The sequence below is a fragment of the Bacteroidota bacterium genome, assembly GCA_018831055.1.
Lineage (GTDB): Bacteria > Bacteroidota > Bacteroidia > Bacteroidales > B18-G4 > M55B132.
Genome location: JAHJRE010000326.1, coordinates 1 through 2,003, shown reverse-complemented (window position 1 = coordinate 2,003; position 2,003 = coordinate 1). Strand labels below are relative to the sequence as shown.

Here is a 2,003-nt window from a genome sequence, read left to right as displayed (position 1 = left end):
CTGGATCTCCACGGTAACCAGCAAGGCCAAGGCCCCCACCAGGCCCGCCAAGGGCTCCCCCCCCCTCTTGAGCATCCACCACAAAAGCAGGGTGGCCCCCAGGGTGAACAGGCAGTTGGCCGCCACCGCCGAGACCGGGCCGCCTCCCAGCCAGTGGAGGCCGGCCAGAAAAAGCTCATAGGGCAGGAATAAAAGCTGTTTGGCGGAAAGCTCCCTTCCCGCCAAAAGAGAGGCCGCCGCGCTCAGGTAGCGGTCGCCGTCCCCCCGGACCCTGGCCCCCATTACCGCGTAGTGCCCGGCCATGGACGCAAGCCACACCGCGCAGATGGCGAAAAAAGCCAGGCGCGCGCCGGGCCCCTTGGGATCGGCAGGCGGCACCCGCTTCATCACAGCCCTCCCCGGCGGCGCGCCCGCGGAGGGAATTCAAGCTGGCGGATAGATTTCATCTCGGTTTTTTCCGCAGATCCCGGGTTACACATGCCAGGCCCATTTCAACGGCGGGCGCGTTAAGGTTTTTCCCGCAAACGGCCTGGAGCCGGTTGGCGGGGCCGGTAAAACAGCCACACTATGGTATTTGTCGGGATGGGAAATTCCCGCGCACAATCCAGTCCGACCCGCCGCGAACGCCCCGGGCAAGGCTATGTTCATTACAGCTTTATTTCAGTTGTGTGGCGCGGATGATTGTGAAACACTCCACTCTAGCGGGCCAGTCGGCTCGGGAATATGATATTAGCCGTTCCCACTGGTCCTGGCAATCAGTTTGTCCTTGGCAAGCGGGGATAAGGTGTGTAGGTAAAAGAGCGGATGGCCGGTGAAAACCCTGTTCTGGCGCGGTGCCGCAGCGGCTGGAACCGCCTGCCTAGCCTGGGATTTTCATGTCTGGTCCGCCATTGGGAAAGTGGCCAAATTTTACTTAAACGGGCGGGAGAATCATCGGCGCCCCCTTGAAACCGGAAAATATGGCGGCGATTCTTTTCCTTGACGGCCAATTCTGTAAAGCATGAGTAACAAATGAACGATTATGAAAAGACCGTGTTGATCACAGGCGGGGCCGGTTTCATCGGGTCCAATTTTGTTCATCATCTCAAACGCTCCTACAAGAACTACCGCCTTTTGGTGCTTGACAGCCTAACCTACGCGGGAAGCGTGCGAAACCTGCCCTGGCTGCAAAACGGCCGCGAGGACCCCAGCTTCGAATTCTGGTACGGCAACGTCCGTAACGCGGAACTGGTCAACACCCTGGTGGAACAGTCTGAAATAATCGTTCACTTCGCGGCCGAAACCCACGTGACCCGCTCCATCTACGACAACCTGCTGTTTTATGAAACCGACGTGCTGGGCACCCAGGCAATCGCCAACGCGGTAGTCAAATTCGGCAAGAAGGTAGAGCGTTTCGTTCATGTGAGCACCAGCGAGGTCTATGGCACCGCCGCCAGCGAAAAGATGTCCGAGGAGCATATCCTCAACCCCATGAGCCCTTATGCCAGCGCCAAGTGCGGCGCGGACCGCCTCGTCTACTCCTATTGGGCCACTTATGGAATCCCGGCGGTTATTGTCAGGCCCTTCAACAACTACGGGCCCAGGCAACACCTTGAAAAGGTGCTGCCCCGCTTCATCACCAGCGTCATTTTGGACGAACCCCTGACCGTGCACGGCAACGGCGAGGCGGCCAGGGACTTCGTGCATGTGGACGACTGCTGCGCGGCCCTGGACATGATAATGCATTCTTCCGGGGACAAGGTTAATGGCCAGGTGTTCAACGTGGCCAGCGGCGAGCACCGCAGCATCCTGTCCCTGGCCAGCGACGTGGTGCGCTTGATGGGCTATGACCAGGACCGGGTGACCTTCGTGGGAGACCGGCCCGGGCAAGTCTTCCGCCACACCGGGGATTGGTCCAAAATCAGCCGGGAGCTGGGTTGGGCGCCGCGCTGGAATTGGGAGGACGGGCTCAAACAAACCATAGAGTGGTTCCAGGCCAATCGTCCCTGGTGGGAGCGCCAGAT

At 59.8% G+C, this 2,003-nt stretch carries 2 protein-coding genes; one reads left to right on the top strand and one right to left on the bottom strand.

Annotated elements, in window-relative coordinates; translation table 11 throughout:
* On the bottom strand, positions 1-303 hold a 303-nt coding region (locus KKA81_17405), incomplete at its 3' end, for a hypothetical protein (protein MBU2652707.1).
* A gap of 708 nt (positions 304-1,011) precedes the next feature.
* Here KKA81_17405 and KKA81_17400 point away from each other — a divergent pair.
* The coding region (locus tag KKA81_17400; GenBank protein MBU2652706.1) for a GDP-mannose 4,6-dehydratase at positions 1,012-2,003 on the top strand (992 nt) is incomplete at its 3' end.